Source organism: Streptococcus sp. SO2 (assembly GCF_030440025.1).
Genome location: NZ_JAQFJH010000007.1, coordinates 1 through 13,497 on the forward strand (window position 1 = coordinate 1; position 13,497 = coordinate 13,497).

17 protein-coding genes and 1 pseudogene are annotated in these 13,497 nt (G+C 38.3%); all 18 read left to right on the forward strand.

What is annotated here, in order from left to right:
- Nucleotides 1-227: pseudogene (locus tag PCY17_RS07320) on the forward strand (hypothetical protein); the annotation flags it as partial.
- A gap of 15 nt (nt 228-242) precedes the next feature.
- The gene (locus PCY17_RS07325; protein WP_049478298.1) at nt 243-611 is read left to right on the forward strand and encodes a hypothetical protein; all 369 of its coding nucleotides are present in this window, start codon (nt 243-245) and stop codon (nt 609-611) included.
- A 13-nt stretch (nt 612-624) separates the two neighbouring features.
- A complete protein-coding gene (locus PCY17_RS07330) occupies nt 625-2,736 on the forward strand; it encodes a hypothetical protein (protein WP_301392435.1) in 2,112 nt (703 codons plus the stop codon).
- 2 nt (nt 2,737-2,738) lie between these two features.
- Nucleotides 2,739-3,731: a hypothetical protein gene (locus PCY17_RS07335; protein ID WP_301392436.1), complete on the forward strand. Its 993-nt coding sequence runs from the start codon at nt 2,739-2,741 to the stop codon at nt 3,729-3,731.
- On the forward strand, nt 3,728-4,123 hold the full coding sequence (locus PCY17_RS07340; protein ID WP_000066276.1) for a hypothetical protein: 396 nt from the start codon (nt 3,728-3,730) through the stop codon (nt 4,121-4,123). The genes PCY17_RS07335 and PCY17_RS07340 overlap by 4 nt, the downstream gene beginning before the upstream one ends.
- A 321-nt stretch (nt 4,124-4,444) precedes the next feature.
- A complete protein-coding gene (locus tag PCY17_RS07345) occupies nt 4,445-5,263 on the forward strand; it encodes a hypothetical protein (RefSeq protein WP_301392437.1) in 819 nt (272 codons plus the stop codon).
- Between the two features lie 33 nt (nt 5,264-5,296).
- A complete protein-coding gene (locus tag PCY17_RS07350) occupies nt 5,297-5,692 on the forward strand; it encodes a hypothetical protein (RefSeq protein ID WP_084944059.1) in 396 nt (131 codons plus the stop codon).
- Between the two features lie 144 nt (nt 5,693-5,836).
- Nucleotides 5,837-6,361, forward strand: coding sequence for a hypothetical protein (locus PCY17_RS07355; RefSeq protein ID WP_084944058.1), 525 nt, complete (start codon nt 5,837-5,839; stop codon nt 6,359-6,361).
- 9 nt (nt 6,362-6,370) lie between these two features.
- Nucleotides 6,371-6,910: a DUF3592 domain-containing protein gene (locus PCY17_RS07360; RefSeq protein ID WP_084944057.1), complete on the forward strand. Its 540-nt coding sequence runs from the start codon at nt 6,371-6,373 to the stop codon at nt 6,908-6,910.
- A gap of 17 nt (nt 6,911-6,927) precedes the next feature.
- Complete coding sequence (locus tag PCY17_RS07365) at nt 6,928-7,335, forward strand: DUF5082 family protein (protein WP_241502064.1); 408 nt, start codon at nt 6,928-6,930, stop codon at nt 7,333-7,335.
- A 69-nt stretch (nt 7,336-7,404) separates the two neighbouring features.
- Entirely contained in the window at nt 7,405-7,617 is a 213-nt protein-coding gene (locus PCY17_RS07370; protein ID WP_084944056.1) for a hypothetical protein, read from the forward strand.
- Nucleotides 7,618-7,630: 13 nt separating this feature from the next.
- Complete coding sequence (locus PCY17_RS07375) at nt 7,631-8,449, forward strand: hypothetical protein (RefSeq protein ID WP_084944055.1); 819 nt, start codon at nt 7,631-7,633, stop codon at nt 8,447-8,449.
- 239 nt (nt 8,450-8,688) lie between these two features.
- Entirely contained in the window at nt 8,689-9,654 is a 966-nt protein-coding gene (locus tag PCY17_RS07380) for a hypothetical protein (RefSeq protein ID WP_084944054.1), read from the forward strand.
- Nucleotides 9,655-9,716: 62 nt separating this feature from the next.
- On the forward strand, nt 9,717-10,229 hold the full coding sequence (locus PCY17_RS07385; protein ID WP_084944053.1) for a GNAT family N-acetyltransferase: 513 nt from the start codon (nt 9,717-9,719) through the stop codon (nt 10,227-10,229).
- Between the two features lie 261 nt (nt 10,230-10,490).
- On the forward strand, nt 10,491-11,177 hold the full coding sequence (locus PCY17_RS07390; RefSeq protein ID WP_084944884.1) for an XRE family transcriptional regulator: 687 nt from the start codon (nt 10,491-10,493) through the stop codon (nt 11,175-11,177).
- Between the two features lie 3 nt (nt 11,178-11,180).
- On the forward strand, nt 11,181-12,596 hold the full coding sequence (locus PCY17_RS07395) for a Y-family DNA polymerase (protein ID WP_084944883.1): 1,416 nt from the start codon (nt 11,181-11,183) through the stop codon (nt 12,594-12,596).
- A complete protein-coding gene (locus PCY17_RS07400) occupies nt 12,593-12,955 on the forward strand; it encodes a hypothetical protein (RefSeq protein WP_049501176.1) in 363 nt (120 codons plus the stop codon). The genes PCY17_RS07395 and PCY17_RS07400 overlap by 4 nt, the downstream gene beginning before the upstream one ends.
- Nucleotides 12,948-13,241 (forward strand): DUF5960 family protein, encoded by a 294-nt coding sequence (locus PCY17_RS07405; RefSeq protein ID WP_049501177.1) that lies wholly within the window; start codon nt 12,948-12,950, stop codon nt 13,239-13,241. Before PCY17_RS07400 ends, PCY17_RS07405 begins: the two co-directional genes overlap by 8 nt.
- Nucleotides 13,242-13,497: the final 256 nt, after the last annotated feature.

The following is a 13,497-nucleotide window of genomic DNA, read 5'->3' on the forward strand; positions in this document are numbered from 1 at the left end:
CTGGATATGGTTCTCTTGTAATGAGTTCGCCGTTGATTACTAAACATATTGATGTGGTCTCAAAAACTGTTCGCTCTTACAAGCAGGCTGTTATAGGGCTTCGCTTAAGCGAACAATCAGTTCTGACTGTCACAAATAGACCTGTTCGTGAGCTACAATTAGAAGAACAAGAACACTACTATGTTTCCGATGGGGTAGCAAGTAGAATGAAAGTATTAATGATATAGAAAGGGAGGATAGCTATGGCTAAAGATATTAAAACTATTATAGCGTTGACCAATGCTTTGTATAGCGCTTCGTCAGTAACAAGCCAAGCGGCTAGTAGAAAAGCAGAATTAGAAGCCGAGCGAAAGAATGTTCAAAATCAATCTACAGATATCTGGACATCCTCATCGTTGTCATCTTATATTGCCGGCGAAAAATATGATGACGAGGCGAAACAAGAGAGAGATGATTTGGACAAATTAGAGAAAATGCTATCTGAAAAAAAGAATGAGATTTTGTCTTTGCTGGATAGTAAGATTTCGGAAGCAGAATCAAATTTACAAAGTGCTCGGACAGCAGAAACGAATGCTCGTAATGCTTTAAATGAGGCCTTGGCAGCGATCTAGAAAGGAGAGGTAGATGTCGATACAGGTAAAAAATATATCAGGCTTAGACAGCTATGGAACTAGTATTCATACTTTTGGCGGACGTTTTGAAGAAGCGGCGAGTGATACAGTCCGAGAGTTTAATACTAGCCTTGAAGGTGAGAAGGCAGAGGCCATTAATGCATTCTTTGAGAAGTTGAATACGATCCAAACAACGGTATTTAAAGATGCTCCAAAAGATGTAATGACCTATGGTCAGCAAGTTTTCACCTTTACGGGAGAATTGAAAGGTTTGGGTTTTTCTTCCTTGGCTTTTACAGATGATGAGTCTATAACCAGTCTAACGAAATCTTTGGAAGTCCAGCAACGTGATGTAACTGCAATAGTAAAAAGTAAAGTCATAAAAGTAGTTCAGCAAGCCGTTGATGTAATGGGAGAAGGGGATGCCACAATTTCTAATTTTGATTCCACAGTTGACAGTTTGATTTCGGAGGAAGTGAAGGCCAGAAAGGAAACACATGAGGGAATTAAAACTGCTCATGAAACTTTAGAGAAAGCTGTTAGCAATTCAGCCGATCGTTTTGAGACTTTAACCGCTATGACTCAAAATGCAAAGGCCATAACTTCTATTCCAGCTTTAAATATTTTGGATGCTATCCAACGAGGTGACTTAAGACAGGATAATGTCAATTATCTTGATGCGGCTTATACCTCTGATGATGTTGAAATCATAAAGGTTTTAATTTCTGAATCTAGATATAAGACAAAAAAAGACTTTTTTGAAAAATTAGCCAGAGCGAAAGTGGATGATGCTAGTCTCCCAACGACGATGCTAGTTGCCAATCGACTAGAAAAGGCTGCTGAAAAAGATGAAGTTGATGGATTAGGGGCATTCTTTGAGGTTCTTTCTAATCGAGATGTGAAAGAAGTTCAAGTCTATACAGCGAAATTATCATCAAGTATTGATACTATTGTAGATGGCCTTAATGCTAGGGGGCAATCGTTGAGAAAGCCTATGCCAAAAGACTACAATAGTGAAGAGTATCAAGAATGGTTAAAAGGAGAAGAGGAAGCAAAGGAACGCTTAAAATCATTAAAGGAAAGCTCCGTTCGCTATGGTCGTCTAAATAATATTTTAACGTATATGAATACTGAAAAGTTTGGAAAGACCACAATTACGGCTAAAGGAGTTTCTCTAGGCAATGGGGAAATTGGTGATTTTACAGCGACGACTAAACGAAATATTAAAGCAGGAAGTTTTACCTCTTCGAAGAAGAATGGTGAATATACCTTTACAATCCAAGATTTAGGAATAGATCGAAAGGACGGCTCTGAAACGATTAGTGTAAGTAGTTATAAGGAGCAGGATCAGCTTAAAAAATTAGATAAAATGGAAGAACTTAGAAAGCAAAAAGACCGTTTATGGCTGGAATCGGCTTATAATACAACTAAGAACATTGTATCTATGAACCCGGCTGCAGGTTTCTTTTGGAATATGGTAGAAGCAGCAGCAGCAACCAAAGAGGAGAAAAACATATTTGATGCTATAGCTAAAAATGGTACAAAGGCACTGAGTGAAACTGATTTTAAAAAATATAAGAATATAAAAAAAGCTAGTTCACATGTTGCTGGTGGTTTCTTAGAACATTTTGAGAAAGCTCAAAAGATTCAATCAGAGTTGGAAAAAATGGATAACGATCTTTTAAATCAAGAAATGGATACAGGTGCTACAGCAATAAAAGAAGGAAAAAATTATAAGCATATTTCTGGTCAATCTCGTTATGACTTTGAGGCCAATCTTCGGATGGCAGACCTCCAACAAAATGGTTTGCGAAGCTATTATTTCCGTCGGATTTTAAAGGAAAAAGGAAATAATGTAAAAGATGCTGTAGTTAAATTTAAAGAAATAGAAAAACAGTTAAATGCGATTGAACCATCTGGAGACTATACAGAGGAAGTGAAGTCTCTTTTCAGTGGGGAAGGTACCATTTCTCCTGAGCAACTGGGTGGAGAAAAGCTCGTAAAAGGATTGCATGAATTCCAAAATGTAACACAGGATATTGAAGATTATAATTTTAATTATGCTGAGTACGGTAAGCAAGAGGATCTTTATTTCAATCACTTAGTTGGAATAGGAGGTAACTAATAGTGAACAAACAGGTATTTAAGAATCGGAAAGTTGTCTGGTCTCTCCTTCTTCTTTTTCTAGTCATAACGGGATCTTGTTTTTTACTTTTCTTGAAGCCCAGTCAGAAACCCAAAGAGCTAGAGTATTTAATGGGAACTGCTAGGGGAAAATCAGATTTTCAACTATTTGGAGATAAGAATCAATATGTCCTTGCGCCTAAAAACAAAGGGAGTTTCTTTGTCAGTAAAACATATGCGATCACAGATGAGTACAAGACCTTTATAGTAGAGGATGAAAAAAAGCTACATGAAATCCCTCATCTCCAGATGGAGGGAGAGTATTGGAACTTGATTTTGTATAATTTAGACGAGGAGGGCTTTCCTGAGCGAAAGATTGACCTATATCAGGCAGTGCGAAGCTACAATCAGAAAAGTATTCCTATTCGTCTAATTGACTCCTATTATGTTGAGGGTACTCACTATTTTGGGTTGAGAATTGGTGATTTATCGGATGAAGAGAATCGAATTTATAAAGATGTCTATCTCAATTTGGAGACGGAAGAAGTGGTGGATTTTCCAAAAGATACAAAGTTTGGAATGAATGATGATATAAGCGATACTGCAAGAATAACAAACTACGATAAGATTATAGACTCTAAGGGTTATTTTGATCCTTCGAATAAGATACTTGCAGATAAGCATGAAGGAAGTACCCCAGATTCTAATATCAACCTCTACAGTCTTTATCCAGACATCGAAGATAAACTCATCAATCAGAATTGGTCGCTTTATGTCCGTACAGATAAGGTCACACCGGATGAGTGGTTTGACACCCTTCTTCATTGGTTCGCCCCTAAAGGGGAAGAGATCCTAACCGTTTATGGACGTAATGATGATGGGGAAGCCTCAGATGTTCAGATTCGTAACAGCCAAGAGGCGAATGCCTGGTTGGAGCAACATCCTGCCCTTAGAAATATAGACTACTATAGACCAGACGGGAGTGATAAAGAGTGAGTAATAAGAAAATTAATCCGGATAATCTCAGCCGAGTGAATGGTGCATTTAAAGATATGAGTGGCGAGTTAGAACATAACGTTTCGGACCTCATTTCTTCAAGTGCGACGGAAAAGATAGAAGCTGCGACAGATGGTATTAAGAAACTCTCTAAGGAAATGGTGGAGACGATTAGTTCCTTAGATGAGTATCTTGGGGCGGTTGGTGAGGCCTTTCGAAGCGCAGATGCGAATATGGCTCAGTCCATCGGTCAGAATATGTATACGAAAGCTCCTGAGTCACGAGCAGAGCGTAGAGAACGTTATATCCAAGGCGGAAAAGATTCTAAGGAACGTCATAATCGTAGGAAAATGGTTGAAATCGCAGAGAGTCAATATAATGATTTTCCATAATTACACAAATCACCTGAATTTATTTCAGGTGGTTTTCTTTTGTATTTCTCATCTTCTCACAGTATGGTTCATGTGGTATAATGAGGTAAGGGATTTTCCTCGTTTTAGACGAGTTTATGGAGTCCAAAATCAATCAGTCTGATATTTCAATCACTTAGTTGGAATAGGAGGTAACTAATAGTGAACAAACAGGTATTTAGGAATCGGAAAGTTGTCTGGTCCCTCCTTCTTCTTTTTCTAGTCATAACGGGATCTTGTTTCTTTCTTCTTTTGAAGCCCAGTCAACCCCCAAAAGAACCAGAGTATAGAATGCGAACTGCCATGGAAAAATCAGACTTTCAACTATTTGGAGATAAGAGTCAATACGTCCTTGCGCCTAGCAATAAAGGGAGTTTATTTGTCAGTAAAACATATGCGATCACAGATGAGTACAAGACTTTTATAGTAGAGGATGAAAAAAAGCTACATACCCTACCTCATCTCCAGATGGAGGGAGAGTATTGGAACTTGATTTTGTATAATTTAGACAAGGAGGGCTTGCCTGAGCGAAAGATTGACCTATATCAGGCAGTGCGAAGCTACAATCAGAAAAGTATTCCTATTAATCTAATTGACTCCTATTATGTTGAGGGTACTCACTATTTTAGGTTGAGAATTGGTGATTTATCGGATGAAGAGAATCGAATTTACAAAGATGTCTATCTCAATGTGGAGACGGAAGAAGTGGTGGAACTTCCAAAAGATACAAAGTTTGAGATGGATTCAATTATCAGTAGTACTGTAAGAGCAACGAATTATGGTAAAATTTTAGACTCTAAGGGTTATATTGATCCTTCGAATGAGATCGTCACAACTAGGTCTGAAGGGCAGGTCCCAGACCCTAACATCAACCTCTACAGTCTTTATCCAGACATCGAAGATAAACTCATCAATCAGAATTGGTCGCTTTATGTCCGTACAGATAAGGTCACACCGGATGAGTGGTTTGATACCGTGTTACACTGGTTTGCCCCTAAGGGAGAAGACCTTCTAACCGTTTATGGACGTAATGATGATGGGGAAGCCTCCGATGTTCAGATTCGTAACAGCCAAGAGGCGAATGCCTGGTTGGAGAAACATCCTGTCCTTCGGAAAATATAAGAAGATTGTTAGAAATGACGGGAGTGATAAAGAGTGAGTAATAAGAAAATTAATCCGGATAATCTCAGCCGAGTGAATGGTGCATTTAAAGATATGAGTGGCGAGTTAGAACATAACGTTTCGGACCTCATTTCTTCAAGTGCGACGGAAAAGATAGAAGCTGCGACAGATGGTATTAAGAAACTCTCTAAGGAAATGGTGGAGACGATTAGTTCCTTAGATGAGTATCTTGGGGCAGTTGGTGAGGCTTTTAAAAGCGTAGATGATAGTATGGCTAATTCCATCGGTCAGAATATGTATACGAAAGCACCCGAAACACGTGCAGAACGCAGAGAGCGTTATATCCAAGGCGGAAAAGATTCCAAGGAACGCCACAATCGTAGAAAAATGGTTGAAATCGCAGAGAGTCAATACAAAGATTTTCCATAACTATCTGAACTCACCTGAATTTAATTCAGGTGAGTTTTTCTATTATAAGTTTCGTATGATATAATTAAATACGAATAATATTAAGGAGTTAGAAATGAAAATAGGAAAAGGAATTAATTGGATTTTGAATAGAAAGGTGAAAAAATGAAGAAGCTGTTTGTTATAATTTTATTGTTAATACTTGGAGGTTGCTCTAATGGGATTAAAGATAAAGAGGCTAATAAAAATGAGACGATTGTCAAGGAGGAGAAAAAATTAAAATTTGTAGTAGCACCACAATATGAAGGTAAAACGTCGGAATTAATAGAGTTTGGAAAGAAATTAATTGAAGAACATCCTGAGGTAGGTAATCAAGGAGAAGTTACTCTATACTATTCTGGTAGTACATATACATTTAATGAGCAGGAGTATGCAGTATTTATGATATTAAACAAGACGGATACTGACATTAATCATGATGCTAAATTTAAAATTAGTTGGAGTTATGCGGGACAGCAAATCTACCAAAATGAATTAGTTGAATACAAGATTTCTGAAAGCGGGGAGCTGCCTACACAATCTGCAACAATTTTTTTACTTCCTTTAACAACTGAACAGAAATCGATTGCTACAAAGATTGTAGATGAAAGAAAAATGAACCTAAGTATTTCAGATATTCAAATGAAGTAGGAGAACTATATGTCAGATTTAAAGCTTTATTTTTTGTTGCTATTTGGAGTTTTATTACTCTGTTCATCTGTACTTTTCTTTTTCCGTTATTTTTACAAAAGAGAACTAAGAATTAAAAATTTATCTACTGCATGTGTTGAGGGAGTTGTAGTAGGATACAAGTATTCAAAACCAGCAGGTCCTCCAATTGTTGAATATAAAGTTGATGGGCGGACTTATCAAAGAAATCTGGACTACCATAGAGTTATTCTCATATCAGTTCCTTGGAAGAGTGTACAAGCCACTTCTAGGTCGGAGTTATTAGCTCAAAAGATAACAATTTATAGAAATTCTGTCGTTTCTGTTACACGTGTTTTGGAAGATGCTTTTCCAAAGGGCTCAAAGATGACTGTTTGGTATAACCCTGCTTGTCCCAAAGAGTCCTTTGTTGAGAGATACAGTGGTATGGAAGTGGTGTATAAGCGTCAAGTATGGATATGTATGGCAACATTAATTTTAGCACCCATCTTGTTGACAATGGTATTTCTATTGAATGCAATTTATAAATAGTAAATTTAAGGGTAGGAATGGTGTCAAACGCTAGTCAGCAAGCTGCAATTCAATCGCAGATTAGTTCAGCTCGATCAAAAAAAGAAGGTTATTTAGAAGAGGCAAAAAAAGTCAAGGAAATATATGACGAATTAAGGAAAATTAAAAGTGAGTTTGTTAAGCAAAAAAAAGCTGTAGCTTCTAAAAAAGATGAACATGATGATTCCTGGACTGGAAATTTGCATGATACGAAATTTGTTACCCCCGCAGGTAATCTGATTTCATATTTTGATTCTAGTATTAAGGCCATGGACGAGAATATTGATGAGTTACTCATAAAAATTAATGAGTATGAGAATAAAGCTTTGGAGATGGATGGACTTATTGGTCAGCTAGGAATATTGTTAAACAATATAAGTGGTTGGATTGAAAGTTTCTTCAACTAACTGCAAAATTTCATTAATCACCTGAATGATGTTCAGGTGTTTTTTTCCCTTTTTCTCAAAGTATTGCTCATGTGGTATAACGGGTTAAGGACGGATTACTTACTAGCAAATACTCAAGGAGTTAAAAATTTTGCTTATGGTGCTGTGGACGTGGTAGAATCAGGAGTGGAGTCTATCGGAAATGGAATCCACCAGGGCTTGGAGACTGTCAAAAGTGTGGGCAAGAATGTTTCTGATTTTTTCAATGGTGGTCTGAAGGCGGCCTCATCCTTGTTTGGATAATAGGAGAAAATAAATGGATAAGATGCAAAAAGATATTAATGATGCACTAGAAACGGGAAGACGTTTTAACATATTGAAGATGTTTTCTGTAGCACCTTTATTTTCATTTATGATTATTCTTGGGACCTATTTTCCGATAAGCTTATTTCGAATGGCTAGTGAAGCAGGGCATGATCCAGCTGTACCATTGACATCAATGGTTACACAGCTAACATCAGTGGAAAAAGGGCTTATCCCCCCAAATAGCTTCTTTGGTTTTCTATTCTTGTTTTGTTGGTTTTGTTATATTTGTTTTTATATCATCTCTAAAAGAAATCGTATTAAGACCTATTTATTGACTCAGATTCTTCAGCTGATTTTATTTCTAATTTTTTATTATAGTTGGTTTATAGCCATCTTATATTTAATCCCCCTAGTAGTAGTTCGTATCGTCTACTGGATTGGTTTTGTCTTATCACTGATTTACCTTATTTATATTCTCGTTACAAAGCAGCGCGCTAGCAAGGATTATTTCTCCTCAGAATATTATAAAAAATTTTTGAATGTTATTTTATTCTTATGGTTGTTGATGTATGGAATCAATCTCTTTACTCACGGGCTTAATCATTTCCTAGCGTATCTCTTGCTTGCTTTATTACCTATTGCACCTATTTTACTAGGACTATTTTTGGTATCATTTTTCAAGTCCAATGTAGTAACTCTAGAGAACTTGAATGCAGTCAATAAAAACCAAGAGAAATACCGTGAAGAGTATGGCTATACCATTGAAGAATGGTATGGGAAAAAGTCAAAAATGTACAAGGAACATGTGAAGAAGTCTAAGAAGAGATAAAGGTTTATAGAACCTACTCCTAGTCTCATGAAGCTAACCACCTGAATTTATTTCAGGTGGTTTTCTTTTGCTTTTCTCTTCTTCTCACGGTATCTCTCATGTGGTATAATGAGACAAGGGTTGCTCCTCGTTTCAGACGAGTTTATGGAATTCAGGATAAGTTAGCAGGTGAGACGAGTATTTCTGTCGGTCTCCTATCTACCTGTTAACAACTGTCCAAAGTAAAAGGAGATTGTAGCTTGGTTTTATTAGTATTAGTGCTTTTGGTTTTGCTCATTCTAATCTTAAAAAGGAAACAGAAAACTGCTAAAAAATCTGAAGAAAACGCCAAGAAAAGAAATTGGCTATTAATAGGTTGCTTATCCATAGTGATCCCAATGGTAATCTTCACAGTGTTCAGTCCGATTTTTTCTCTAATGGATATGTGGGGGCTGTTTGCCCATGCAAGTCAAACTGAGATTGAGCAAGCTGTGCATCGTTCTTATCAAAATTACGGTCTTACAGGACAGTTTGAGTTAGAAAAATACGAGAAAAACTATACAAGTGTAGGAGGATTTATAATCCATGGTACCTACAGTGAAAATATAGCCGGAAAAACCTATGAGGTTAAAACTCGATTTAAATACTATACTCGCTTTTCAAAAAGTGAAACATATGGAAAGACAGATGCAGAGGTTGATTACAAAAATGGTAAAAAAATTTATGATGTTTTCCCAGAATTAGCCTATTTAGGGATTGAGGTTAGTCCAGGCACCAGCGAGTTTTTAAAAACACTGGACAGTTCAATCAAAGATCCTAAACTTCCTGATTTGAAGTATCAAGGTATTGATTTTGAATTTAATAACCAATCTGATAATATCTATCTTTATAATGAAATATTAGAGGAAAATCAAAGCAAGGGCCAAGCTCTGCAAGGAATGTATCCAATGGATGCTCAATATCTGTTCCAAAAAGAGATTTTTATACCAACATTTGAATTTCAGTATTTCGTTCCAAAAGAAAAAAGAGATCTCTTGTATGATGACTATCTAAAAGAGCTTGAAGCGCTCATGAAGGAATTTTTTGCCAACCAACCCCTACCACGCGGTCTTTATGCTGTCAAAATTGCTAAATATAAAGAGGATAAACTTGTCAGTGATAGTGGTGTATACTATGTGAGGATTGAAAATCGTCAAGTTGTAAAGCTGTTGCAAAAATTAGAGTAGGAGTTGTTAGGGCTAGGTAAGTCTCACAATATTTTTACTAAGAAGAGAAGGGAAGTTTTGTAATGATTAGTTTAGAGCTGTTGTCTGAGGAAAATAGTCTAGACGTTTATTCTTTTGAAAAAGAAAATCGGGAGTATTTTGAACGAAATCTACCTCCTAGACCAGCTAACTATTTTGATTTAGAAGGTTTCAAAGAAATCACGAGGGAATTGTTAACGGAACAAACGAATCGGGATATCTACATGCATCTTATCAGAGATTCACAAGGTGTTATGATCGGAAGAATCAATTTAAGTGTTTTAGAGAATGATCGAACAACAGCAGAGCTTGGGTATAGGATTGGGGAAAATGTTAGCAACTTAGGCTATGCTAGCGAAGCGGTTAGACTTGTTTTAGACAAGGCGTTTCATACTTATGGTTTCAATAGAATCATTGCAGGAACGGCAACGGGTAATCTAGCCTCTCAGAGGGTGCTTTTAAAAAATGGTTTCACCTTTAGTAGAATGATAGAAAATGACTTATACATTCATAATGAGTGGGTTCATACAGCAATATTTGAGATAAGGAGGTCATAATATCATCATTTCCAGTCTACTGACAAGGTTAATGGAGTTATAATCTGTCCAGACATTCAAGAATGTTTTCTTGGATGTTTTTTTGTTCATAATTTCCAGTTGTGCCTGTTAAAATTTGATTTTCCCAGTGGACAATCGTCCACTTTTTTTATATAATAAAACTAAACCGAATTGGTTGAATTTTAGAGATGTAAGCTCAACCGTCGATTTGTTTTTCTAAGAGAGATATTCTCAATAAAACATCACACTAGGGAGTGAATCATGTACCAACCAGAAAAACTCAAGGCTCGGAGAAAAGAGTTAAAATTGACACAGAAGGAAATTGCAGAGGAATTAGGGATTAGTTTTCAGGCTTACTCGGCTTGGGAACGGGGAATTAAGGAACCATCCAAGGAGAAGGTTGCTCAGCTAGAAAATATTTTAAAGGTGGCAAAGGGATATTTCACTCAGATCGAGATTGTTCGTCTCTACAATAGCCTCTCCAAGCAAGGGAAGGACAAGGTTGTGCTCTATGCTCGCAACCTAGCTCAAGAGGAACAAACACAGAAGGTGACGACCATGCCAGAGCGCCTCTACGAGTACCGTGTCTATGAACGCATGTCAGCAGGGATCGGGGCTTCGGTCTATGATGATCAGAATTTTGATACGATCTACTTTAACGAGGAGTTGGCCCATGATTTTGCATCTTGGGTGGCTGGGGACTCTATGGAACCTAAATATCAAAATGGTTCGGTGGCTCTGATTCGGGAGACAGGATTTGACTATGATGGGGCAGTTTATGCAGTGGTCTGTAACAACCAGACCTATATCAAACGGGTCTATCGGGAGGAAGATGGTTTGCGTCTGGTTTCTATCAATCCTAAATACAAGGACATTTTCATCTCCTATGAGGAAGATCCTCGGATTGTGGGGATTATCGTTGGGAACTTTGTGCCGATGGAGGGTTAGCCTATGGGCTACTTTGATTATTCCAGAGAGCCCAAAAGTGACATTGCCTTTGTCGATATGAAATCCTTTTATGCCAGCGTTGAGTGTGTGAAACGGGGCTTGCATCCGCTGAAGACCTCGCTTTGTGTCATGAGTCGCGCGGATAATTCTACTGGTCTTATCTTAGCTTCCTCTCCCATGTTTAAGAAGATTTTTGGTAAGTCTAATGTTGGCCGGGCCTATGATCTGTCTTTTGATATCAAAACGCGCAAATTTTCCTATTACAATGCTCGAAAGCAAGGCTTGCCTACTGACTCAGACTATGTTCGCTACATCGAAGATTGGGCTCAAGTGACTTTGATTGTGCCACCTAGGATGGATGAGTACATAGCGGTCAATATGGAAATCCAGCGAATCTTTCAAAACTATGGTAGTCCAGATGATATTTATCCCTACTCTATCGATGAGGGCTTTATCGATCTGACTAGTTCGCTCAACTATTTTATCCCAGACAAGAGTCTCTCTCGCAAAGACAAGCTGGATCTGCTTTCTGCTCGTATCCAGAGGGATATTTGGAGGCAGACAGGGATCTACTCTACGGTGGGTATGTCCAATGCCAATCCCTTACTGGCCAAGTTGGCTCTGGATAATGAGGCCAAGCACACTCCGACCATGAGGGCCAACTGGTCTTACAAGGATGTGGAAGAGAAGGTCTGGGCTATTCCCAAGATGACGGACTTTTGGGGGATTGGCAGGCGGATGGAGAAACGCTTGCATGCTCTGGGGATTTTTTCCATCAGAGAATTGGCCACCAGTAATCCAGACCAGCTACAGAAAACACTTGGTCAGGCTGGCCTGCGTTTGTGGTTTCATGCTAACGGGATTGATGAGAGCAATGTTCACAGGCCCTATAAAGCCAAGTCCCAAGGGTTAGGAAATTCTCAAATCTTGCCGAGAGACTACGTGAAGCTACGGGATATTGAAATTATTCTCCGAGAAATGGCGGAGCAGGTGGCTATTAGGCTGAGAAGAGCTGGCAAGAAAACAACCCTTGTCTCTATCTATGTCGGTTTCTCTAAACAGGAGGTCAGGCCGTCTATTCACACACAAATGAAGGTCGAACCGACCAATAATACAGCTATCTTAACGGATTATGTTTTGAAGCTATTTCATAATAAATACACTTCTGGAGCGGTCAGAAGTGTCGGAGTCAACTATTCAAGATTTGTGGATGAGTCCTTTGGCTTGATCTCCCTCTTTGATGATGTTGACAAGTTAGAAAAAGAAGAAAGGCTCCAGACAGCCATTGACTCCATTCGGGAACAATTTGGTTTTACCTCCCTCTTAAAGGCCAATGCACTGGAAGAAGCCTCTAGGAGTCTTGCTAGAAGCAAGCTGATTGGGGGGCATTCTGCTGGAGGATTAGATGGTTTAAAATGATTGATCGTTCTTATTTACCCTTTCAATCTGCGCGTGACTATCAAGATCCAGGGATGCAGAAGTGGATGGGCTTTTTCCTCTCAGAGCATACTAGTTCACTTGGTGAAGAAAAAAATCGGGTTGCTTTTTCGACGAATTTGAATCCCGTTGAGAAGTTGATCTTGCTTTCACAGCTTTATGTCGGGCAACTGAAGGGATGCTTTGTGGTCAAGGAAAAGAAACAAAAAACGACTATCGTCGGCAAGGTAAGCGAATTATCACCTCAAACTCTATCTATTAGGACCAATGAGGGCTATAGGCTGGTGGAGGTAGCAGATGTCCTCGAAATTCGACTGTGGGAGGAGGGAGTGTATGACTAGGAAAGAGTTGTATGAAAACAAACTGCAGATGGATTATTTTTCAGAAGCCTATATTCGTTTTGAAGAGGATTTTCAAAAATACTCTGCTATGAATGTACCACTGACTTTTTTGATCGATGACATCCTACGCACCATGGCGATGAATCAGAAAAACTACTTTGTCTTGAACAAGGAAAATGCTAAGGATGGGCGGGAGCATCGCTTTTACTTTAGGGTGGTGATGGAAAAAGAGTGTCCCAGAAATCGAACCTATGCATACGCTGGACTCGAAAATAGTAGTCAGTAGATCTAGATGTGGGAGAGGGAAGTCTGATTTAGGAAAGATGGCTTGTGAGCGTCAGAAGATCTCATGGTATTGGAATTCGAAACGTTATCCTTTATCTGTGGAGTTCTTGCAGAAACTTATGATGGATGTTCTGATGAGATAAGACAAGGGCACTCGCTTTTTTAGATGAGCGTTTATTTGAAAACGTGGTTGGATTTGAGAACAGCTATCTTCAATGATCATCTTACTTTATAGAGTCATACCAAAACATCCATGT

Excerpts from the sequence above, each read along its gene's own strand:
- PCY17_RS07360 (WP_084944057.1), top strand. The coding sequence starts at position 6,371 with ATGTCAGATTTAAAGCTTTATTTTTTGTTGCTATTTGGAGTTTTATTA.
- PCY17_RS07355 (WP_084944058.1), top strand. The coding sequence starts at position 5,837 with ATGAAGAAGCTGTTTGTTATAATTTTATTGTTAATACTTGGAGGTTGC.
- PCY17_RS07390 (WP_084944884.1), top strand. The coding sequence starts at position 10,491 with ATGTACCAACCAGAAAAACTCAAGGCTCGGAGAAAAGAGTTAAAATTG.
- PCY17_RS07400 (WP_049501176.1), top strand. The coding sequence starts at position 12,593 with ATGATTGATCGTTCTTATTTACCCTTTCAATCTGCGCGTGACTATCAA.
- PCY17_RS07330 (WP_301392435.1), top strand. The coding sequence starts at position 625 with ATGTCGATACAGGTAAAAAATATATCAGGCTTAGACAGCTATGGAACT.
- PCY17_RS07345 (WP_301392437.1), top strand. The coding sequence starts at position 4,445 with ATGGAAAAATCAGACTTTCAACTATTTGGAGATAAGAGTCAATACGTC.
- PCY17_RS07365 (WP_241502064.1), top strand. The coding sequence starts at position 6,928 with ATGGTGTCAAACGCTAGTCAGCAAGCTGCAATTCAATCGCAGATTAGT.
- PCY17_RS07325 (WP_049478298.1), top strand. The coding sequence starts at position 243 with ATGGCTAAAGATATTAAAACTATTATAGCGTTGACCAATGCTTTGTAT.
- PCY17_RS07405 (WP_049501177.1), top strand. The coding sequence starts at position 12,948 with ATGACTAGGAAAGAGTTGTATGAAAACAAACTGCAGATGGATTATTTT.
- PCY17_RS07385 (WP_084944053.1), top strand. The coding sequence starts at position 9,717 with ATGATTAGTTTAGAGCTGTTGTCTGAGGAAAATAGTCTAGACGTTTAT.
- PCY17_RS07375 (WP_084944055.1), top strand. The coding sequence starts at position 7,631 with ATGGATAAGATGCAAAAAGATATTAATGATGCACTAGAAACGGGAAGA.
- PCY17_RS07370 (WP_084944056.1), top strand. The coding sequence starts at position 7,405 with ATGTGGTATAACGGGTTAAGGACGGATTACTTACTAGCAAATACTCAA.
- PCY17_RS07395 (WP_084944883.1), top strand. The coding sequence starts at position 11,181 with ATGGGCTACTTTGATTATTCCAGAGAGCCCAAAAGTGACATTGCCTTT.